Below are 19,447 nucleotides of genomic sequence, written 5' to 3'. Positions count from 1 at the left end.
GCAGACGCCGCGAGCCGTAAGGCCCGCGGCGTTTTTGTTTGATCGAAAGAACGAAGCGCAGCCTGCAGCAAACGCCCTAGACCAATACTTCGACCGATTGCATGGCCCGGCGAATGTCGCCCGTTCGGGCCCACGATTCGTCGCGAATCGTTTCGATCAGGCAATCGATAAAGCATCGCGACGCGGCATCGGCCGGCTCGCCAGTGCGCACTATGACGCCGACGGTGGACTCATCGAGTTCGTCCCGCAACGGGATCGCACACAGACCGTCACGCGCCGCACAAAGCTCGACAAGAGGCCAGGGAAAAATGCTGAGCATGTCAGTGCGCTTGAGCAGCGCGACCGCGACAGTCAGCGAGTGCAGATAGTGAATACTGCGTGGCTCGGGAAACGCGCGGCGGCCGAATATCTGATACGGCGCTTGCGCATCGGTTTCAGGGTCTAGCGCCACGAGCCAGTCGGCGTCGCGCAATTCCGCCAGCGAGCGGCACTCCGCACACGGATGATCGTGCCGCGCCACAACTGCCCGACTCGATGCGAATAGCGGTTGATAGGTGAAGTCGCAACTTGTCGCGCCCGGCGCCTGGCGGCCCACATAAATGTCGAGACTGCCGTCGCGTAAGCGCGGTGTCGCGATCGCCAATAAGCCTTCGAATAGCTCCAGCTGAATGGTCGGCATCTTCGCGCGAAACCGGGCCACTGTTTCCGGCAGAAAGGTAAGCGCGACCCATGCAGTCACGGCGATGGACAAACGCCCACCCGGCTCCCCGCGTATTGCGTTCATGGCTTGCTGCGCACGCTTCATTTGCGCGGCCACGAGTCGCGCGTGCAAGAGGAGGGTTTGTCCTGATGCCGTAAGCGTCACGCCGGAAGATGTGCGCACAACGAGTTGCATGCGTACCGCTTCTTCCAGTTGTTGAATGCATTGCGTGACGGCGGCCGGCGATGAATCGAGCACTCGCGCGGCGCCCCTGACACTGCCCGCATCCGCAATGGCGATGAGAGCGCGTAGCTGATGAATTTTCATTATGTTGTCCAGCGGTTTGTGCGGGACGTGGCGAAGCGTTTGCCGTTGCTTTACGCGTTCACCAACGCGACCCATTCTCAGAAGTGCTATGCCGGAATATCTTGGAGGCACGAATACAGCGTTGCAGTGCCGGCCTGTTCTCCCCGCTTTAACCAGATTCGATATACGGAGTCCTTAAGGTAAGTGAAGATTCGGTAAATGCATAAAACAAGCTGAATTTCGGTTGATGTGTAATGCTTATCATAGGAGCGTAGCGATGACTCAGCAAGTCTCGGTATTGCCGGCGAGCCGTTCGCACGCAAAGTCACCCTCTGCGTCTCGCAGCGCACCGTCGCACCATGCGCACAATTCGGGGGTGATAGCGCAAAGTCCGGATCATGGAAACGTTGCGCGCGCATCGTCTTTCGATCTGCTCACTGGTGTGTACGACCGCGCTTGCGCAACGAGGCGCGCGGGAAATTTGCTCGCAGCTGCGAAGGCGGGAGACGTTGCGATGCTGGTCGTCAACCTCGACGGCTTCAGCAGAATCAACGACATTGCCGGCTATGATCTCGGCGACCGGCTCCTGCGCCGCGTTGCTCAGCGGCTTGCAAGCTCCATCTCTGAGGACGAGTTGCTCGCCCGTATCGGCGGCGACGAGTTCGTGATCGTGATGCATAGGTTCGGCGATGTGTCGCGGCTGACCCGATTCGCGCAGCAAGTGCTCGCGTCGTTCGGCGAGCCATTCGTGATCGCCGGGCGCGAGTATCGCGTGAGTGCATCGGTGGGCGTTGCTGTCTCCGGCGACGATGCGCGCAATGCGGCTTCCCTGATGCGTGACGCCGGGGCCGCGATGCGCCACGCGAAGCGGTGTGGCCGCGGCACCGTGTGCTTCTTCACCGGCGAGATGCGGGAAGGGGTGCAGCGCCGATTTGCGATCGAAGGTCTGTTGCACCATGCACTCGCCCGCGGCGAATTCCGACTTGCCTATCAGGCGGTAGTGGATGCGACGTCACGCAAGACGATAGGCGTGGAGGCGCTGGCGCGGTGGACGAGCAACGAACTTGGCGACGTTCCACCCGCCGAGTTCATTCCCGTTGCGGAACAGGTCGGGTTGATGGAAAGCATCGGCGATTGGGTGTTGGAGATGGCATGCGCACAGGCTGCGGACTGGCGCTGGAGTATCGCGCCGGACATCGCTGTCTCGGTGAATATTTCGCCGTCGCAATTCAGCGAGCGTCTGGTGCGACATGTCGCTGCATGTCTCGAGAACAGCGGTCTCGAGCCGTCGGCGCTGCAACTCGAAATCACCGAGGGCATGCAATTGCCCGATGACGCGGCCGTGCGCGCCACCACTGCGGCGCTTGCGAAGCTAGGCGTCAAGCTGGTAATCGACGACTTCGGCACCGGTTACGCGTCGATGTCATACCTGAAGCGGTTCCCGGTGGATAGCCTGAAGATCGACCGGTCGATCGTTGCGGGTTTGCCGCGCGATGCAGATTCGGTGGCGATCACGCATGCGCTCGTGACAATGGCCCACGCATGCAATATGCGCGTAACGGCGGAAGGCGTGGAAACCGAAGCGCAGGCCGTTACGTTGCGCGAAATCGGTTGCGACGCGCTGCAAGGCTATCTGTTCAGCCGTCCATGCAACGCTGCAGAATGCGCGGCCGCATTGTCGCGGCGGCCTGTGCGAATGAAGAACTGCCACGTGGATAAGTGATCCTAACTAAAAGAAGTAGCGTTTTCTACCATGGATTCTAGAATCAATTTTATAAAAACGACGAGATCGAGTGCCCGTCGCACGGGCGGTGTTGCACTAATGAGGAGAGAGACTATGTGCGATGCAGAAGTCGCTGCTGTGTTGCTGAACCGTTGCACACTTCAGCCATTCGACGAACCGGAGGCGTCTTACCTCGGCATACTGAGGGAAGGAAATCTGACGTTCAAACACGAGCATGGCTTCGTCGGCTTGCGCGATATTCCCGATAGCGACGCGTGCCGTACCGAGTCGCTGATTTTTGCCGACGGCTCGCGTGCGTTGCGGGTTAGCGCGGCTGAGAGCGAAGGTGGCTGGACCCGCTGGGCGGCCTTGCAACCGCTGCACTGAGTCCGGCGGCGCAGTGGCGGCGCCGGTAAAAGCGAGCGGCAATGGCGCCGCTCGCGCTCGCCGTTAGAACCGGTCCACTCTGAACGGCCGCGGGTCCACCAGCGTTTGCTCTCCGGTCATCATTTCGGCGATGAGGCGGCCTGTCACTGGCCCCAGCGTAAGTCCGTGATGCGCGTGGCCGAATGCGAACCACAAGCCCTGATGTTTTCCAGCGCGCCCGATCACCGGCATCATGTCGGGCGTGCAAGGCCGCGCGCCCATCCACGGTTGATCGTCGACACGTTGGTCCAGTGGGAACAGCGTGCGCGCAATCGGCTCGACAGCGGCGAGTTGCGTGGGGGTTTTCGGCGCGTCGCGCAGCGCAATTTCGGCGCCCGTCGTCAAGCGGATGCCGCGCGCCATTGGCGCAAGCAGGTAGCCATTTTCCACGTCGAGCACCGGATGATTCAGGCGTGCTCCAGCCCTTGGCGAATAGTGCATGTGATAGCCGCGCTTGACGCCGAGCGGCAGGGAGTACCCGAGCCTCGAAGTGAGAACGTCCGACCACGGCCCGAGTGCGACGACCACCGAAGAGGCCGCGATAGTCCCCGCGTCTGTCGTCACTTCCCAGCCATTGCGAAGCGTGTTCGCATCGCCGGTGAAGATGCGTCCGCCGAGTGTCTCGAAGTACTTGGCGTAGGTCGTGACGAGTGCGTTCGGATCGCTCACCGAATCGGCTTGCGTGTAGCGCAAGCCACCTTGCAATGCCTTGTCGAGATCGGGTTCGGCCTGCTGCAATCGAGCCGCGTCGAGCGTTTCGAATTCGACGCCATATTCGCGGCGCCATTGCTCCGCGAGACGTATTTCCGCGTCTTGGGCCGCATTACTGCGAAACACCTTGATCCAGCCGGTGGGCCGAAGCAATGCACTCGCGCCTGCGTTTGCGGCCAATTCGCGGTGTTCGCTAATGCAGTGTTCGATGAGCGTCGAGTACGACTTCGCGATTGCAGCGTGTTTCGCGGGCTCGGAATTGCGCCAGTACCTCCACAGAAAGGGCGCGGCGTGGAACAGCGCATCGCCATGGTAGCGAACGTCGAGCGACTGGTTGCGCGCGTACCGAAGCAGGGTGCCGAGTCCGCGTGGGAACGCATACGGATAGACGCCTTCGCGCTGGATCAGGCCTGCGTTGCCAAACGAAGTCTCGTTGCCGGGCAGCTTGCGATCGACCAGCGCGACCTGACGGCCGCGTTGTTGCAGATGCACGGCCACGCACACGCCGACAATGCCTGCGCCTAACACTACGGTATCGAATTTGATTGCAGTCATCGGTTAAAGCGCTGAAAGGCCCGAGCCATTCGAGCCGGACCGGTTGAGAAGATAAGGTACGCGCCGAGCAGTTCTACAGGCGATTGTCTTCACGCCAATCATGCGGCGCAACTCGACCGCTCTGCACCCAGGCAATCCGGTGTCGGTAGTCGTCGCCTGTTCGCTCATTGCATTCTTGCTTGTTGCCTGTTCATTGTCAGCCGAGCGCTTCGCCCGTACGGTCTCGCAGCCAGATCACGGGTACTAGCGAGATCGCGCAGGCAGCGGCCACATACCAGGCCGGCGCGAGCGGATTGCCGGTGCGCGCGACCAGCCAGCTTGCAATAAACGGCGAGAAGCCGCCGAAGAACGACGCGCTCACCACATACGTCAACGCAATTCCCGTTGCGCGCACATGTTTCGGGAACAGTTCCGGAATCATCACCAGCACGGGCACGATCTGCCCGGACACAAAGACCGCGAGCAGCGCCGAGACCATGCAAAGCGCTGCCATGGACGGATGCGCGCTCAGAAATGCAAACGCCGGATACACGAGCAGGAGCATTGCCACGCGGGAGATCACCAGTACCCGCTTGCGGGTGAAGCGATCGGCCAGCATGCCCGCGAGCGGCGCCGAAACGAAGAGCGCGAGCGAACTGACGATACCCGAGATCACCGCGGACGTGGAAGAAAGGTGCAGCGCGCGCACCGCATGGCTTGGCAGGAAAAACGCGGTGATATACACAGAAACCGAACCGCCCAATTCGGCGAAAGTGCCGAGAATCGTCAGCTTCAGGTGCGTGGTCAGCGCGGCCTTCAGCGCGCCGCGCGGCGCGGGTTCGCCGGGCTTGCGTTCGGTGAGCGTTTCTTCGAGGCGTCTGCGGATCAGCATGCCGGCCGGTGCCGCGACAATGCCGAGCACGAACGGGAGACGCCAGCCCCATTCGAGCACCGCCTGCTTCGGCAGCAACACATTGACGAGCGTTGCGACGAGCGCGCCGAGCACGAGCCCCGCTGCGGTCGCGGCGAAGTTCCAGCTTGCAAAGAAGGCGCGGGTGTCGTCGGTCGCGTACTCGACGAGCAGCGTCGTGCCAGGCCCGAATTCGCCGCCCGCCGCGAAACCCTGGATCAGGCGCGCCACGAGCACGATCAACGGCGCGGCGAGTCCCGCAACCGCATAAGTCGGCGCGCACGCGATCATCGCGCAACTGAGCGCCATCAGCATGATGGTCAGGACCATCGCGTTCTTGCGCCCCGCGCGGTCCGCATAGGCGCCGATCACCACGCCGCCCAAAGGCCGGACCACGAAGCCGACGCCGAATACGCCGATCGACAGCAGGAACTGGTTGACCGGCGACGCGCCAGGAAAGAACAACTGCCCGATCTGAATAGCAAAAAAGCTGTAGATCGTGAAGTCGTAGAACTCGAGCGCGGTGCCGATGGTCGTGGCGGTGATGACGCGGGTCTTCGTCAAACCGGGCTTACTGAGAGCAAGGGTAGACACGATAGGGTTCCCACAGAAAAGGTGGAATCGACGTGAGTTATCATATACGAGAAAAAATAAATTTCTCACATACGAGAAATTTTCCTTGCAAGCGGAATCCGGTGAGATGGCCAAAGTAGCAGTGAAACAACAGGCGGCGTTAGGACATGAAGCGCCGCCCTTGCTCGATCACAAGCTGGTGGGCGCGCATTTGCGGCAGGCGCGCAAAGCGCGCGCACTGACGCTGGCCGAACTGTCGGAGCGCTCGGGTATTGCGGTATCGACGATCTCGAAGGCGGAACGCGGCGACATTGCGCTGACCTATGACAAGTTCGCGGCGCTCGCGCATTCGCTGGAACTCGAATTCGACGCGATCTTCGGGCGGCGTCGCAAGCCGGCCGCCGGTGCGATGAAGCCCTCGTTCACGGCGGCGGGCAAGCAGCAGATTTACGACACGCCGAATTACGAGTACGGGATGCTGGCGAACAGTCTGACCGGCAAACGCATGATGCCGATGCGCGCACACATTCACGCCCGCGCCGTATCCGACTTCCCCGAATACATCCGGCACTCGGGCGAAGAATTCGTTTTTCTGCTGAGCGGCAAACTCGAACTGCGCTTCGAGAACGGCAAGTCGTTCAAGCTGATGCCGGGCGACAGTCTTTACTTCGATAGCTCGGTCGGGCACATCTATCTGAGCGTCGGCGACGAAGACGCCGATGCGCTCGTGTGCTGCGTCGATACGGACGAACATCGTCCCCGCGGGGCCATTTGAACGAATGCGTTTGCGCTCGTGCGTCGCGTGACCACGGGGCCGCGGGCCAGACGCGCAGCTCTACCGAACGCAATATGCGGGGCCGCGACACGTCCCTGTTGCGGACCGATCTTTGGGGGACGGAAGCCGTCGTCCGCGTCAGCGTGTAAACTGCTGACTTTTTTGCATCCGGTGGTATGTTGCAAGCCCTTCAGCGCACAGCTCCCAGCGGCCCGGCGCTCATCCGCCTGCTGGCGCGTTTCGCCGATGCCGACGTCCCCGAACCCCGGCAATCGCTGTCCGACAGGCTGAGCCAGTGGCTCGGCTGGACGGACGCGATTGCGCTGTCTTCGGCGCTTACTGGCGCGCCGCCCTCGGTGCCTGCGACCGCGCGAGCGTTCGGCAGCGCGGAGGAGGCGGAATGCGCGCGCGTGCGTGCGTCGCTAGTCAAGATCATTACGGGCGACAGCGCCTTTGCCGCCGCGAGGCGCCGCGGTGCCGGGTACGTCGAGCCGCAGGCCATGCCGGCGGACTACGCGTTGTTTCGCCAACGCTACCAGGCCATGCAGCAGTCGATGGAAACGGGCGTCGGCAATTTGCGCGGCCGGTTGCGGGCGCTGCTCGCCGCGAAAACTCCCGCAATGGGCCGCCTTGCGCTGCTAGACGCCGTGATGGAGCGCGCGCTCGGCGAGCGTGAGCGGAATCTGCTGGCGAGCGTGCCCGTGCTGCTCGCCGGGCACTTCGAGCGGCTTCGCGAGGCCGCGCAGCAGGCGCAAGACCAGGAGCCGGCGCCGGCACTGGACGACGGTACGCAAGCGGAGATTGCAGCGAGCCGCGCCGCAAGCACGGCGGCAGGCAACGCCGCTGCCGCAGCCGCGGGCAGCAGTGCCGCAGAGGGCAGCGTTGAGGCGAAGGCCCACGTCCCGCCCCAGCCGCAAGCAACCGCTCTTGACGCTGCGCCGACGCCCGCCCAAGCGGTCGCGCCCAATGCGTGGCTCGACGTTTTCCGCAAGGACATGCAGAGCGTGTTGCTTGCTGAGCTGGATGTTCGTTTACAACCGGTCGAAGGGCTGCTCGCCGCTCTTCGTACTCGCTAACTGGGACACTATGTCCAGATTTCGTATTGAATTCGTTGTGTTCGCGGCAGGTCTCGCCGCGGTGTGCGGCATCGCTATCGGCTATGTCGGTTCGAACTGGCTGGCGCTGGCGGTCACGTTACTTATCGGCGCCTGCTATCTGGCGGGCGCGCTCGAATTGCGTCGCTATAGCCAGGCCACTGGGACGCTCGCGCGTGCCGTGGCCGGTTTGTCCGAGCCGCCGCCGCAGCTAGGCGCGTGGCTCGAACTGCTGCATCCGGGTCTACGGAACGCGGCGCGGCTGCGTATCGAAGGCGAGCGCGTTGCGTTGCCGGGCCCTGCACTGACGCCTTACCTGGTTGGCTTGCTGGTGCTGCTCGGCATGCTCGGCACACTGCTGGGCATGGTCGTGACGCTGCGAGGCACGGGCATGGCGCTCGAAAGCGCGACCGACCTCGCAGCGATCCGCGCTTCGCTTGCCGCGCCGGTCAAGGGGCTCGGCTTCGCATTCGGCACGTCGATCGCGGGCGTCGCCAGCTCGGCGATGCTCGGCCTGTTGTCGGCGCTCTGCCGGCGCGAGCGGCTCGAAGCGGCGCAACGGCTCGACGTCAAGATCGCGACGAGCTTGCGCATCTACTCGCAGGCTCATCAGCGCGACGAAAGCTTCCGGCTCTTGCAAACGCAGGCTGAATTGATGCCGACGCTCGTCGATCGCCTGCAAACCATGATGGCGGCGATGGAGCAGCACAGCCTCGCTTTCAACGAGCGCCAGCTTGCGAGTCAGGAGGCATTCCACAGCAATGCGCAGGTCGCCTATACGCAGCTCGCGGCGTCGGTCGAGCAGTCGCTGAAGCGGAGTATCGCGGACAGCACGCGCGCGGCCGGCGAGGCGCTGGAGCCCGTCATGCAAGCAACGATGGCCGGCCTCGCGCGCGAGTCCGCGGCGTTGCACGCGAGCGTGGGTCAAGCGGTTCAGCAGCAACTGGATGGCCTGTCGAGCGGGTTCGAATCAGCCGCTGCGACGGTCGCCGACATCTGGAGCAAGGCGCTTGCGGGCCAGCAGCGTTCGAACGAGGACATGACGCAGCAGTTCCGCGCGTCGCTGGAGCGCTTTACACAGACTTTCGACGAGCGCTCGGCCGGCCTGGTCGACGGCGTGTCCGCGCGGCTGGAAGCCGCGGCGGGCAACGTATCGCAGGCGTGGAAGGAAGCGCTTTCGCGTCAGGAGCAGGCCGGCGAGACGCTTGCAGTGCGGCACGAGCAGGCGCTCGCTGCAGCGGCGGCGAGCTTCGAAGAGCGTTCGGCGTCGTTGGTGCGGACCGTCGGGCAGTCGCATGCCGATTTGCGGACTGAACTGGCTTCTCAAGACGAAGCGCGGCTCGCGGCGTGGACGGCGACGCTGGCCTCGATGGCGGCCAATCTCGGCAAGGAGTGGCAGCAGGCAGGCGAGCGTAATGAAGAGCGGCTCACGGCGTGGACCTCGAAACTCGATTCGATGGCGGCCAGCCTCGGCAAGGAATGGGAGCAGGCGAGCGAGCGCAGCGAAGAGCGGTTGACGGCGTGGACCTCGAAGCTCGATTCAATGGCGGCCACGCTCGGCAAGGAGTGGCAGCAGGCAGGCGAGCGTGATGAAGAGCGGCTCACGGCGTGGACCTCGAAGCTCGATTCAATGGCGGCCATGCTCGGCAAGGAGTGGCAGCAGGCCGGCGAGCGTAATGAAGAGCGGTTGACGGCGTGGACCTCGAAGCTCGATTCAATGGCCGCCACGCTTGGCAAGGAATGGCAGCAGGCGGGCGAGCGCACGGCGAGCCGTCAGCAGGAGATATGCGACACCCTCGCGCGGACCGCGAGCGATATCGCTGCGCAAACGCAGGCGCACGCGAGCGAGACCATCGCCGAAATATCGCGGCTCGTGCAGGCAGCGTCGGAGGCACCGAAGGCTGCCGCCGAAGTGGTCGCGGAACTTCGTCAGAAGCTGTCGGACAGCATGGTGCGCGACACCGCCATGTTGCAGGAGCGCAGCCGCTTGATGGAGACGCTCGAAACGCTGCTCGATGCTGTCAACCATGCATCGACGGAGCAGCGCACGGCGGTGGATGCGCTCGTCGCGACGTCGGCGGATCTTCTCGAGCGTGTCGGGACAAGGTTCACCGACAAGGTCGAAACCGAGGCGGACCGGATCGGCGCGATTGCCGCGCAGATCACCGGCGGCGCCGTCGAAGTGGCGAGCCTCGGTGAAGCGTTCGGCTCGGCCGTTCAGCGTTTCGGCGAGTCGAACGACAAGCTCGTCGCGCATCTGGAGAGAATCGAGGCCGCGCTCGACAAGTCGCTCGCCCGCAGTGACGAGCAGCTTGCGTATTACGTCGCGCAAGCACGCGAGGTGGTCGATCTGAGCGTGATGTCGCAAAAGCAGATCGTCGAAGATCTGCAGCTGCTCGCTGCCCAGCGCGCCGCGGATGGAGCCGAGGCAGCATGAGCGGGATGAGCGAGGACATCGACGGCGGCGTGGAGCAGGGCACGCCGATCTGGGCGGCGTTCGGCGACCTGATGTCGGTGCTGCTCGGCGCGTTCATGCTGATTCTGGTGGCTGTCATCGGCGTGCAGCTCGAACTGTCGAACAAGCTCGACCAGGAGGTCAAGCAGCGTCAGCTTGAAACGCAGCGCCGCAAGACGCTCGAACAGGCGCTGGCGGGGCCGCTCGCGGCGGGCCGCGTGACGCTGGTGAACGGACGTATCGGCATCAGCGGCAACGTGCTGTTTGCGCTGAACTCCGACCAGCTGCAGCCGCAAGGGCGCGATCTGTTGAAGAGCCTCGCCGGGCCGTTGTCTGCGTATCTGCGCGCGAACGACCAGATCCTGATGGTGAGCGGCTTTACCGACGACCAGCGGCTACGCGAAGGCAACCGTCGTTTCGCGGACAACTGGGAATTGTCGGCGCAGCGCGCGCTGACAGTGACCCGCGCGCTGATCGATGCGGGCGTGCCGGCGTCGTCGGTATTCGCGGCGGCATTCGGCTCCGGACAACCCGTTAGCTCGAATGCCGACGAACCAGGACGGGCGCGCAACCGTCGCGTGGAAATAGCGCCGGTTCCGAGGCCGTCGGCTGCGGCAGGCAAGCCTCATGAGTAACAGCGCGAACGTCGACGCAAGGCCGACGCCGGGTATGCCGCAGGCCGGATGCACGGGTGAAACGGTGCACGCGGCCGAGGCAAACCACCCACCCGGGACCGCGCCCACGAAATCCGCCGTGCAAACCCCGCGCGCCACCCTCGACGCGTGGCGCGAGCGCGGCGCCGACCGCCTTGATCCGCTGCGTTTCGCTTTCATCGACGCGTTCGAACGACGTGCCGCCGCGCACACCGGCGCTGCGCGCCACGTGCTCGACGAGAAGCTTGCCGCGCTGCTCGAAACCTATGCGCGCAAAGTCGACCAGGCGGCGGCCACCGCCGGTCATTCGTCGTCTCCGGATGCGCCTGCAAGCGGCACGCTTGCCGAACTCGTCGGCTACATGCAAGACGAGCCGCGGCACCTTGCAAGCGAACGGGCCCCCTACCCGGAGCTTCCCGCTCTCGACTATTTCAGGGAAACCTGGGCCAAGGTCCGCACTGAAAAGCAGTTGCGGCAGTCGCTGCAGCCGGCGCCCGGCAATGCCGGTCCGCTCAATTCGAGCAGCCTCGTGCACCGTTCGCTGTCGCTCATGCGCGAGTTGTCGCCGGGCTATCTGAAACAGTTTTTGTCGTATGTCGACGCGCTGTCCTGGATGGAGCAATTGAGCGGCGGCGTCCCGGCCAGCAAGGATGCGCCGCGCGCCGGGGCGTCCGCCAAAGGCACTCGCAGCAAGTCCCGCTGATGCCGGACGGCGTGGGCCGTGGCATATTGGTGGGGTAGCCATCGAAAGGAGCCCACCATGCGAATCCAGACGTCATTTTTATTCGATCTCGACGGCACGCTCGTCGACAGTGTTTATCAACACGTGCTGGCGTGGAAAGAAGCGCTCGACAGCGAAGGCATTCCCCTGTCGGTCTGGCGGATTCATCGAAAGATCGGCATGAGCGGGGGACTCTTCACCAATCAGCTTCTGCGTGAGACCCACGGAGAGATCAGCGCCGAGCGCAGCGAGCGTCTTCGTCATGCGCACGCGGCTGCCTATCAGAACTTGCGCGCCCAGGTATGTCCGCTGCCGGGTGCGCGCGAACTGCTCGATGCCTTGACGCAAGCGGGCACGCCCTGGGCGGTGGCGACCAGCGGGCGCATGGAAACCGCTGCGGTGAATCTCGAAGCGCTCGGCGTCGATCCGGCAAAAGCGGTCGTCGTGACGCGCGACGACGTTAAATATGCGAAGCCCGACCCCGACCTTTTCCTCGCGGCGGCCGAACGCCTTGGCGTTGAGATCGAACACTCGGTCGTAGTAGGCGACAGCATCTGGGACATGCTCGCGGCGCGGCGCTGCCGCGCGCTCGGTGTCGGATTGCTGTCGGGCGGCTACGGCACCGAAGAGTTGGAGCGTTCCGGCGCGCTGCGCGTCTACGACGACCCCGCGGCTCTACTCGACCATCTCGACGAAGTCGCCTCGCGGCCCTAATCACGAGCATCGCGCGACCGCAAGCAACGCGGCCGCGGTGGCTCGTTCCACCCATGCTCATCCGGTTGATTCAACGCGCATAGGCTGCCGGCACCACGCGTAACTTTGTACTGTTCGCGCCAAGAGCCCTGTACTATATGGTGAAACGGGGCCGGCCCTGCAACCTGCAATAGTTGACCGGCGTGTACGCATATGGCGGCGCGCCGGTATGTTCCACGAGCTCATGCGGTGGCCGGCGAGCCTGTCACGGTAACGCTCTGCGGCGGCCCGACGAACCACGCTAAAAACATGAACAAGTTTATTCGACCACCCGTCTCCTATCCGACAACGGTTGTTTTCGTCGACGACAACGACAACTACCTCGACGCCCTGCGCCGCTTCTTTCCGGACGTTTCCACCAATCTGTTCTTCTCGCGTCCGCAGGCGGGGCTTGCTTTCATACGCCAGCATGCGCGTGAGAACTCGCTGGAATTCGCGCCGGCTTCAGCATGCTTGAGCGAGACCGGTTTTGATCGCTTCGTCGAGTCATCGCCGCAGCGAGATGTGCTCGCGCGCGCAACACGTTTCTCCGAAGTGGCAGCCGTCGTAGTGGACTACGACATGCCGGGCGTGAGCGGTGTCGAGTTCCTGTCCTCCATATCCAACCTGCATTGCGCGAAGATTCTGCTCACAGGCGTCGCGGACGAAACTGTCGCAGTGAAAGCGTTCAACGCCGGCATTGTCGATTTATATCTGCGCAAGACCGACGCCGATTCGGCAAACCGGCTCGTCCACTTCCTCAAAGACGCGAAGAGCCGTCACTGCTCCGAAATGGGCTGGCTCGCGTTGGGCGAGAACGGCATGACGTATTGCGACCCGCGCACGCGCAAGGTGCTGGACGAAGTGGTGAAGGACAAAGGCATCGTCGAGTATTACTGGCGGCCCGAGCAGAATGCGATTCTCATGTTCGATCGCGAGGGAAGGGGCAGTGTCTTCGTCGCGTGGGCCGAGCACGACTGGATATCTCAGGGCGAAATCGTCGCAGACGAAAGCGGCCCCGCCGAGTTGCTCAAACAGATGGCAGTGCGCGAAGTCATGCCGCTTTTCTGGCCGCATCTCGCCTACCGCTCGGGCGTCGAATTCAGAATGCTCAAGCCGCAACCCATTCCCGGCTGGGGCGACGCGTTTTACTGCTGGAGCCCGATCGAGACGCCCGAAGTGGTCCAGGCCGGCGTCAGGCCGCTCACGTTCGCGCAGTGGCGGAGTGACCGGGCACGCTAACGTCTGCCGGCACGTCGAGCAACATGTACGCCATCCCCACTGCCTTCGTGTCGGCCATGTTCGTCGTGTTCGGCCTCTACGTGGTCATCACGCAAGGGGTGACGCGGCTCTCGGTGCCTTTCCTCCTGATGTGCGCGGCGACTTTCGCATGGCAGGGCACATGGACGCTGCTGTTCCAGACCAAAGATACGGAAGTCGCCGGCTTGCTGGTTCGCGTCGGCTATCTCTTCATTCTCTTTCTGCCAACCACGTTCTATCACTTCGTCACCGAAGTTGCGGCGCGGCGCCGGGAGCGGCCGCTGCTGCTGGCGTCGTATGGTCTGTGTTTCGTGCTCGCGGTGTTGCTGCCAGGCAATGAAGTCGTTGCCGGCTATCGGCATTATTTCTTTGGCTACTATCCGATTGCCGGGCCGCTGCATCCGCTGCATGTCGTGCAGACTGTTCTGCTTGCCGCGCGCAGCGGCCAGCTTCTGCTTGGCGCGCGAAAAAATGCAGGCGGCCAGGCGCGCCGGCGTCTGGACCTGTGTCTCGCGGCGCTTGGTCTCTACTCGTTTGCAGCCGTCGACTATGCGGTCAACTATGGCTACCCGTTCTATCCGCCTGGCGTGTTGTTCATCGCGCTGAGTCTGGGGCTGCTTGCCATCACGATTGTCCGCTACCACCTGATTCACCCGTATGCGCTTGCAGCTACCATCGCGCACGAGATCGCCACTCCGCTGGCCACGATCGGCATGCACGCCGACGAGATCGCGAGCGTCTGGAGTCATGTTTTCCAAGGCTACCGCCTCGCCGTCGCGCACGGCCTGTATGACGATGAAGAACATTCCGGCCAGTCCGAGCGCATCAGCCAGCTTGCCACGGCGATTAGACGCGAGGTGTCCGGCACGAGCGCGATGGTCGAAATGGCGCTGGCTTCATACACGCTCGACCGGCTCGACCGCAGCCGTTTCAGTGCCCATCCGGTACGGCAGTGCGTGGATTCCGCGCTGGAACGCTACCCGTTCCGCGCCGACGAACGCGAGCGCATCACGATCTTGCCGATCGATCCAATGCTGCGCTTTTCCGGCTCCGATACGGTGGTGGTCTTCGTGTTGTTCAATCTGCTGAAAAACGCATTGCATGCGATTCATGTGAACGGCGAAGGCCAGATCACGATCAGCGCGCTGGAAGACCAGGATTTCTGCATGCTGCAATTCCGCGACACGGGACCAGGCATTGCACCGGACGTTCTGCCGCACATCTTCGACGCATTCTTCTCGACCAAGCGGCACGGCAGCGGCGCGGGCATGGGACTCGCGTTCTGCCGCCGCGCGACGGAGCTGCTGGGCGGCAGTATCGAATGCACGTCGGTGCGCGGTGCGCACACTACATTTATCGTGCGTCTGCCGCTGCCGGGCTCGGCAGCGGACAGGGCATTGTCCAGGTCGCCGGTACGCGAAGCGCGCCGGCGTTGAGACTTCGGTTGAGCGCTGTGGCTTATTCCGTCAGCGCCGACAACGGCAACTCATACTCCTTCACGCGGTCGACGATTCCATCCGGAAAGCGGCGGATCTTCCGGTCGCGCCCGGCATACAGAATCTGCTGATAGCCTTGCGACACCTTGCGTCCATCGACGCAAAAGCGGAACAGCAAGTACGCCGAGCACTGCCTCACTTGCACCGTGTTCAGGTAGCAATCGACCCGCTGGAACGGAAAGGTTTCATGCACGTATTCCTGGTGCGCCCGCTTGGTCACGAACATGCCGTCCGAGCCGAGCAGGTTGTCGTGAATGCACTCGTGGAACCACCGCTCGCGGCAAACGCCTTGCCACTCGAAATAGCGGGCGAAATACGTGTTCATGAACGCATTCGAATCTTTTAGATAGATGTCGAAAGAATGGACAAAGGTTTTCGGCGAATCCATTACCAGCGGGCTGTCCGAAAGATGAGCATTGCCACGATTCAAAGCGTGAGGGATAGCTTCTCGCATCAACATACGATTTTCCTTTTACAGGAACGGCTGCTTGTGGCAGCCACACATGCCGGCCAGCACGGCGGGCACATCCCATTCTCTTGGGGAAATGGCTGATATGGCTATTCGCGCGCAACAAGCGCCCGCAATTCGTGCGCGGCTCGCACGACGGGGCCCTGGTGAACGGACCATCAGTCCGACGACAGTGTTGATGCAGCGATTCTTTTATTCAGTGGGTCAGCCAACAGAACAAATCGAACTGCGACGCCGAATGCGGCAATGGGTATGAGCGGGAAGGAAACCCGCTATGCAGCGCGTTTCAGGTTTAATGACCGATTGACAAACGGCGTTTATCGAAAGCGCATAAATGACGCGGCGATTGCCGTTCACACCGCGTGGGCTTTTGCGGACAGAAAGCGGCAGACTTCGCCATGCATCGCCTGCACGCCAGGGCTCGATTCGATAGCGCGCCAGCATCCATGCACGAGTCCTGTGCCGATCCACAGGTGCGCTTCTCCGCCTGCAGCCTGAATGCGTTCGGCGAACACACGCGCGTCGTCTCTGAGCGGATCGTGTTCGGCGCCTATCGCAAGCGTGGGCGGAAGTCCGTCATAACGCGTGGCGTCGAGCGGGATGGTCCACTTGGGGTATGGCGCCGTTTCGCCCCAATACATGTCGCGAAACGCATGGACGTCGGTGAGCGTGAGCATGGGCGCTTGCGCTTCGGTATCGCGTGAGGGCGGCTGCGGGTCGGTGCCGAGCATCGGATAAATCAGCGCGAGACCGCTTATTCCTTCGATGCCCTCGTCGCGCAATCGCATCGCCACGCTGGCAGCGAGCGTGGCGCCGGCGCTATCTCCCGCGAGTTGCAGCGTGGCGCCGTCAGGCAAATCGAAGGGCAGCCGCCGTTCCAGCGCCGCGAGCGTGACCTCCATGCAGTCGTCATGCGCGGCCGGTGCGCGGTGTTCGGGCGCGAGCCGGTAATCGACGGCGATTACATCGAGGCCGGTATCCGCGGCAAGGCGCGCCGTGATGACCTGATGACTGTCGAGCGATCCAAGCACGAAGCCGCCACCGTGGAAATACAGCACAGTGCCGCGCGGCATCGTGCCCGCATTCGCACCGTTGCGATACAGCCTTAGCGCAATCGAATGGCCTGCCGCGGACAGGAATTGCGCGTCTTCCGTGACGACTTCTGCCGGCAAAGGCGGAGTGAGCGCAGCCGCGTAGCGGTCGTAGATTTCGCGCTGCTCGCGCGGCGTCAACGAGGTGCTATGCCCCGGATAGACCGCGGCGGCTCGCGCGATAAATTCAGCCATCTGCGGCTCAAGCATGTTGGCTCCGGCTACGTTGTGCGGCGGCGGGCAAGCCGATCATGCGGCCCGCGTAGGTCGCGGGCGGCAACGCGGCATGGGCGTCGGCCAATTCCTGCACGCGAGCGGCCACGTCGGCATCGAACGCGACCGAGCGCGGCCCGCCCGTGTCGACGTGCAACAGCATCTGCTCGCCCGCCGCGACCGGCGTGTCGCTGCCCTCGGCGAACATCTCCAGGTAGAGTTGCAGCCGCTTGGCGTCGCACCCGAGCACGCGCATATCGACCCGCACGCGCGTGCCTTCCTTGATTTCGTGCAGATAGTTGATGTGCGCTTCGAGTGTGTAGATCGAGCGGCCACGCTCCTTGCGCACGGCGTCCGGCAAACCGATCTGGTCGATCAGCTGGTCGGTCGCAAAGCTGAAGATCAGCATGTAGAACGCGTCGCGTAAATGGCCGTTGTAATCGACCCATTCCGCGCGCACCGTGTCGCGATAGCAGGGCAGGGAAGCGGTTTGCAGCATGTTGCGGAGTCTCCTTGTCTGATGCCTCGCCTGCTTCGCGCTTTGCGGCGTACATGGCGGAAGCGGCGCGGCACGGTGCGGTGCCGCGCATTGCGCGACTCGCGTCAATCCGCCGGCATCAATCCGTGCCGCGCCTTGGCTTCGCCGATTGCGGCCAGCACACTCGTGATGCAGTCGTCGCGATAACGCTCCAACTGCTTGATCGAGCGCGGGCCGACCTGCTCGGCGGTGCCGTCCACGACGCGGTCGATCAGTTCGCCGGTCAGCTTCGGCGCTATCAGTTTAGTCCACGGCAACTCCAGCGCGGGACCGAACTGCTGCATGAAGTGGCGCATGCCTGCATCGCCGCCTGCAAGGGTGTAAGTAAGGAACGTGCCCATGAACGACCAGCGGATGCCGGCGCCGAAGCGGATGGCGTCGTCGATTTCGCCGGTGGTCGCCACGCCTTCGTTGACCAGATGCAGGGCCTCGCGCCACAGCGCTTCGAGCAGCCGGTCCGCGATAAAGCCTGGCACTTCCTTGCGAACCCGCAGCGGGCGCATTGAAAGCGAGCGGTAAATGTGCAGCGCGGCGTCGATGGTTTCGGGCGCCGTCCGCTCCCCGCCGAGCACCTCGACGAGCGGCAGCAGATACACCGGATTGAATGGATGCCCGACGATGCAGCGTTCCGGATTCACAGCCCGCGCGTAGAAGTCGCTCGGCAATAGCCCCGAAGTGGACGAAGCGATGATCGCGTCCGGCTTCGCGGCGCGGCTGATCTGCTCGTGCAACGCGAGCTTCAGTTCTTCCCGCTCGGGCGCGCTTTCCTGAATGAAGTCCGCGTTCGCGACACACGCTTCGATCGTATCGACGAAGCGCAGTCTCGACTGCGACGCGCCCTCCGCGAGACCGACGCGTTCTAGCGCGGGCCATGCATTGGCGACGTTCTCGCGCAGCTGTTTTTCCGCGCCCGGTGCGGGGTCCCACGCGATCACATCGAGCCCGTGCGCGAGCGCGCGCGCCACCCAGCCGCTGCCGATCACGCCCGCGCCGATCGCGGCAAATGTTTTGATATCGACGATCACTGCCATTGCTGACGTTTCCTTGTTTGCCTATGAGTTCTTCGATGCCCTAGCCGTTCGTGAGCATGCAACGCCGCACGCTTAAACGTATTCCCCGGCTACGCGTCGTTCGAGTTGCCGTTCTCCGCGCGCGGGCAGGCCGAGCTTGCGTCGTCCTTCGGCGGGTGTGAGTGCACGTCCGCCCAACCGTTCGATGATTTCCACCGCGCGCTGCACGAGCGTGCCGTTCGTTGCGGGCACACCCTTATCGAGCCAGATGTTGTCTTCGAGACCGACTCGCACATGGCCGCCGAGCAACATCGCCTGCGCGACCATCGGCATCTGCATGCGGCCGATGCCGAAACCCGCCCATTGCGCGCCAGGCGGGAGGTTGTCGGCCATGGCTTTCATCGTCGTGGTGTCCGCGGGCGCGCCCCACGGAATGCCGAGGCAAAGTTGAAACAGCGGCGGCGCGTCGAGCAGGCCTTCCTTCAGCAATTGTTTTGCGAACCACAAATGGCCGGTGTCGAAAATTTCCAGTTCCGGCTTCACGCCGAGTTCCTGAATGCGCGCTGCTCCGGCGCGCAGTTGCGCGGGCGTCGAAACGTAGATGTAATCGCCATCGCCGAAATTGAGCGTGCCGCAATCGAGCGTGCAGATTTCCGGCAGCAACTCTTCGACGTGCGCGAGGCGCGTCAGGCCGCCGACCAGATCCGTGTTCGCGCCAAAGCGCATCGGGTCTTCGCCGGGACCGATTTCGAGGTCGCCGCCCATGCCCGCAGTCAGATTGATGATGACGTCCGTGCCCGACGAGCGAATCCGGTCGACTACCTCGCGATACAACTGCGGATCGCGGCTGCCGCGTCCGGTTTTCGGATCGCGCACATGGCAATGGGCGACGGTGGCGCCCGCTTTCGCCGCTTCGATCGCGGCCTCGGCGATCTGCCTGGGCGTGACAGGGATGGCGGGATGCTTGCCGACTGTGTCGCCCGCGCCGGTGACCGCGCAGGTCACGATGACTTCATGGTTCATGCTTACCAGGTCCTGTAAATGAAAGTGTCACGAC

At 63.3% G+C, this 19,447-nt stretch carries 18 protein-coding genes; 10 read left to right on the top strand and 8 right to left on the bottom strand.

Features of this window, described 5'->3' with window-relative positions; all coding sequences use genetic code 11:
- Window positions 1-76 precede the first annotated feature (76 nt).
- Window positions 77-1,027, bottom strand: coding sequence for a LysR substrate-binding domain-containing protein (locus J2W46_RS11325; RefSeq protein ID WP_087753896.1), 951 nt, complete (start codon window positions 1,025-1,027; stop codon window positions 77-79).
- Window positions 1,028-1,253: 226 nt separating this feature from the next.
- Between J2W46_RS11325 and J2W46_RS11320 the strand changes: the two genes are divergently transcribed.
- Window positions 1,254-2,729, top strand: a complete 1,476-nt coding sequence (locus J2W46_RS11320) for a putative bifunctional diguanylate cyclase/phosphodiesterase (protein WP_310353702.1) — start codon at window positions 1,254-1,256, stop codon at window positions 2,727-2,729.
- A gap of 114 nt (window positions 2,730-2,843) precedes the next feature.
- On the top strand, window positions 2,844-3,116 hold the full coding sequence (locus J2W46_RS11315) for a hypothetical protein (protein ID WP_310353700.1): 273 nt from the start codon (window positions 2,844-2,846) through the stop codon (window positions 3,114-3,116).
- Between the two features lie 63 nt (window positions 3,117-3,179).
- Here the strand turns inward: J2W46_RS11315 and J2W46_RS11310 are convergent, their stop codons facing one another.
- Window positions 3,180-4,412, bottom strand: a complete 1,233-nt coding sequence (locus J2W46_RS11310) for an NAD(P)/FAD-dependent oxidoreductase (protein WP_310354144.1) — start codon at window positions 4,410-4,412, stop codon at window positions 3,180-3,182.
- A gap of 205 nt (window positions 4,413-4,617) precedes the next feature.
- The gene (locus tag J2W46_RS11305; RefSeq protein ID WP_088173336.1) at window positions 4,618-5,904 is read right to left on the bottom strand and encodes an MFS transporter; all 1,287 of its coding nucleotides are present in this window, start codon (window positions 5,902-5,904) and stop codon (window positions 4,618-4,620) included.
- A gap of 106 nt (window positions 5,905-6,010) precedes the next feature.
- On the opposite strand from J2W46_RS11305, the gene J2W46_RS11300 reads away from it, so the two are divergent.
- From J2W46_RS11300 to J2W46_RS11265, 8 genes are all read left to right on the top strand, one after another.
- On the top strand, window positions 6,011-6,658 hold the full coding sequence (locus tag J2W46_RS11300; RefSeq protein WP_310353695.1) for a helix-turn-helix domain-containing protein: 648 nt from the start codon (window positions 6,011-6,013) through the stop codon (window positions 6,656-6,658).
- A 176-nt stretch (window positions 6,659-6,834) separates the two neighbouring features.
- Window positions 6,835-7,734 carry a DUF3348 domain-containing protein gene (locus J2W46_RS11295; protein ID WP_310353694.1) on the top strand — a complete coding sequence of 300 codons (900 nt, stop codon included), beginning with the start codon at window positions 6,835-6,837 and terminating at the stop codon, window positions 7,732-7,734.
- Between the two features lie 10 nt (window positions 7,735-7,744).
- Window positions 7,745-10,189: a DUF802 domain-containing protein gene (locus J2W46_RS11290; RefSeq protein WP_310353690.1), complete on the top strand. Its 2,445-nt coding sequence runs from the start codon at window positions 7,745-7,747 to the stop codon at window positions 10,187-10,189.
- Between the two features lie 5 nt (window positions 10,190-10,194).
- Entirely contained in the window at window positions 10,195-10,842 is a 648-nt protein-coding gene (locus tag J2W46_RS11285; protein ID WP_310354142.1) for an OmpA family protein, read from the top strand.
- 34 nt (window positions 10,843-10,876) lie between these two features.
- A complete protein-coding gene (locus tag J2W46_RS11280) occupies window positions 10,877-11,563 on the top strand; it encodes a DUF2894 domain-containing protein (protein ID WP_310353688.1) in 687 nt (228 codons plus the stop codon).
- A 57-nt stretch (window positions 11,564-11,620) separates the two neighbouring features.
- Window positions 11,621-12,295: an HAD family hydrolase gene (locus J2W46_RS11275; protein ID WP_020068206.1), complete on the top strand. Its 675-nt coding sequence runs from the start codon at window positions 11,621-11,623 to the stop codon at window positions 12,293-12,295.
- A 288-nt stretch (window positions 12,296-12,583) separates the two neighbouring features.
- Complete coding sequence (locus J2W46_RS11270) at window positions 12,584-13,555, top strand: response regulator (RefSeq protein ID WP_087753986.1); 972 nt, start codon at window positions 12,584-12,586, stop codon at window positions 13,553-13,555.
- Window positions 13,556-13,578: 23 nt separating this feature from the next.
- On the top strand, window positions 13,579-15,009 hold the full coding sequence (locus J2W46_RS11265; RefSeq protein WP_310353686.1) for a sensor histidine kinase: 1,431 nt from the start codon (window positions 13,579-13,581) through the stop codon (window positions 15,007-15,009).
- Between the two features lie 22 nt (window positions 15,010-15,031).
- Here the strand turns inward: J2W46_RS11265 and J2W46_RS11260 are convergent, their stop codons facing one another.
- The 5 genes from J2W46_RS11260 to J2W46_RS11240 form a co-directional block, all read right to left on the bottom strand.
- Window positions 15,032-15,529 (bottom strand): acyl-CoA thioesterase, encoded by a 498-nt coding sequence (locus J2W46_RS11260; RefSeq protein ID WP_020068209.1) that lies wholly within the window; start codon window positions 15,527-15,529, stop codon window positions 15,032-15,034.
- A 362-nt stretch (window positions 15,530-15,891) separates the two neighbouring features.
- Window positions 15,892-16,839: an alpha/beta hydrolase gene (locus tag J2W46_RS11255; protein WP_310353682.1), complete on the bottom strand. Its 948-nt coding sequence runs from the start codon at window positions 16,837-16,839 to the stop codon at window positions 15,892-15,894.
- On the bottom strand, window positions 16,832-17,341 hold the full coding sequence (locus tag J2W46_RS11250; RefSeq protein ID WP_131316782.1) for a thioesterase family protein: 510 nt from the start codon (window positions 17,339-17,341) through the stop codon (window positions 16,832-16,834). The genes J2W46_RS11255 and J2W46_RS11250 overlap by 8 nt, the downstream gene beginning before the upstream one ends.
- 104 nt (window positions 17,342-17,445) lie before the next feature.
- Window positions 17,446-18,411: an L-carnitine dehydrogenase gene (locus J2W46_RS11245; protein ID WP_310353675.1), complete on the bottom strand. Its 966-nt coding sequence runs from the start codon at window positions 18,409-18,411 to the stop codon at window positions 17,446-17,448.
- A gap of 72 nt (window positions 18,412-18,483) precedes the next feature.
- Window positions 18,484-19,413, bottom strand: a complete 930-nt coding sequence (locus J2W46_RS11240) for a BKACE family enzyme (RefSeq protein ID WP_020068213.1) — start codon at window positions 19,411-19,413, stop codon at window positions 18,484-18,486.
- Window positions 19,414-19,447 lie beyond the last annotated feature (34 nt).

This window comes from Paraburkholderia strydomiana (genome assembly GCF_031456815.1).
GTDB classification, from domain to species: Bacteria; Pseudomonadota; Gammaproteobacteria; order Burkholderiales; family Burkholderiaceae; genus Paraburkholderia; species Paraburkholderia caledonica.
Note: the sequence above shows the minus strand (reverse complement) of the source record. Positions and strands in the feature narration are given on the sequence as shown.

Coding starts and splice junctions, on each gene's coding strand:
- J2W46_RS11290 (WP_310353690.1), top strand. CDS start 7,745: ATGTCCAGATTTCGTATTGAATTCGTTGTGTTCGCGGCAGGTCTCGCC.
- J2W46_RS11270 (WP_087753986.1), top strand. CDS start 12,584: ATGAACAAGTTTATTCGACCACCCGTCTCCTATCCGACAACGGTTGTT.
- J2W46_RS11255 (WP_310353682.1), bottom strand. CDS start 16,839: ATGCTTGAGCCGCAGATGGCTGAATTTATCGCGCGAGCCGCCGCGGTC.
- J2W46_RS11295 (WP_310353694.1), top strand. CDS start 6,835: ATGTTGCAAGCCCTTCAGCGCACAGCTCCCAGCGGCCCGGCGCTCATC.
- J2W46_RS11320 (WP_310353702.1), top strand. CDS start 1,254: ATGTGTAATGCTTATCATAGGAGCGTAGCGATGACTCAGCAAGTCTCG.
- J2W46_RS11250 (WP_131316782.1), bottom strand. CDS start 17,341: ATGCTGCAAACCGCTTCCCTGCCCTGCTATCGCGACACGGTGCGCGCG.
- J2W46_RS11240 (WP_020068213.1), bottom strand. CDS start 19,413: ATGAACCATGAAGTCATCGTGACCTGCGCGGTCACCGGCGCGGGCGAC.
- J2W46_RS11325 (WP_087753896.1), bottom strand. CDS start 1,027: ATGAAAATTCATCAGCTACGCGCTCTCATCGCCATTGCGGATGCGGGC.
- J2W46_RS11265 (WP_310353686.1), top strand. CDS start 13,579: ATGTACGCCATCCCCACTGCCTTCGTGTCGGCCATGTTCGTCGTGTTC.
- J2W46_RS11285 (WP_310354142.1), top strand. CDS start 10,195: ATGAGCGAGGACATCGACGGCGGCGTGGAGCAGGGCACGCCGATCTGG.
- J2W46_RS11300 (WP_310353695.1), top strand. CDS start 6,011: ATGGCCAAAGTAGCAGTGAAACAACAGGCGGCGTTAGGACATGAAGCG.
- J2W46_RS11245 (WP_310353675.1), bottom strand. CDS start 18,411: ATGGCAGTGATCGTCGATATCAAAACATTTGCCGCGATCGGCGCGGGC.
- J2W46_RS11275 (WP_020068206.1), top strand. CDS start 11,621: ATGCGAATCCAGACGTCATTTTTATTCGATCTCGACGGCACGCTCGTC.
- J2W46_RS11260 (WP_020068209.1), bottom strand. CDS start 15,529: ATGTTGATGCGAGAAGCTATCCCTCACGCTTTGAATCGTGGCAATGCT.
- J2W46_RS11315 (WP_310353700.1), top strand. CDS start 2,844: ATGTGCGATGCAGAAGTCGCTGCTGTGTTGCTGAACCGTTGCACACTT.
- J2W46_RS11280 (WP_310353688.1), top strand. CDS start 10,877: ATGCCGCAGGCCGGATGCACGGGTGAAACGGTGCACGCGGCCGAGGCA.